Genomic DNA, 262 nt, shown 5'->3' on the forward strand with positions numbered 1-262 from the left:
ACCGGTGCGGCCCAGATGCTGCTGCCGCCGTCCAAGCGCCGCAAGCTGATTACCGAAAAGGAGATCGAGGCAACGGTCGCCACGATGGCGCGCATTCCGCCGAAGACCGTCTCCAAGGACGATGAAGCGGTGCTCGCCAATCTCGAGCAGGAACTGCGTTCTGTGGTCTACGGCCAGGATATCGCGATCGAAGCTCTTTCGACCTCGATCAAGCTGGCACGTGCCGGTCTTCGCGAGCCGAACAAGCCGATCGGCGCCTATG

At 62.2% G+C, this 262-nt stretch carries 1 pseudogene; it reads left to right on the plus strand.

Annotated elements, in window-relative coordinates:
- Positions 1-262, plus strand: a pseudogene (clpA, locus tag EOD29_RS32720) (ATP-dependent Clp protease ATP-binding subunit ClpA); the annotation flags it as partial.

Source organism: Mesorhizobium sp. M1A.T.Ca.IN.004.03.1.1 (genome assembly GCF_003997555.1).
GTDB lineage: Bacteria > Pseudomonadota > Alphaproteobacteria > Rhizobiales > Rhizobiaceae > Mesorhizobium.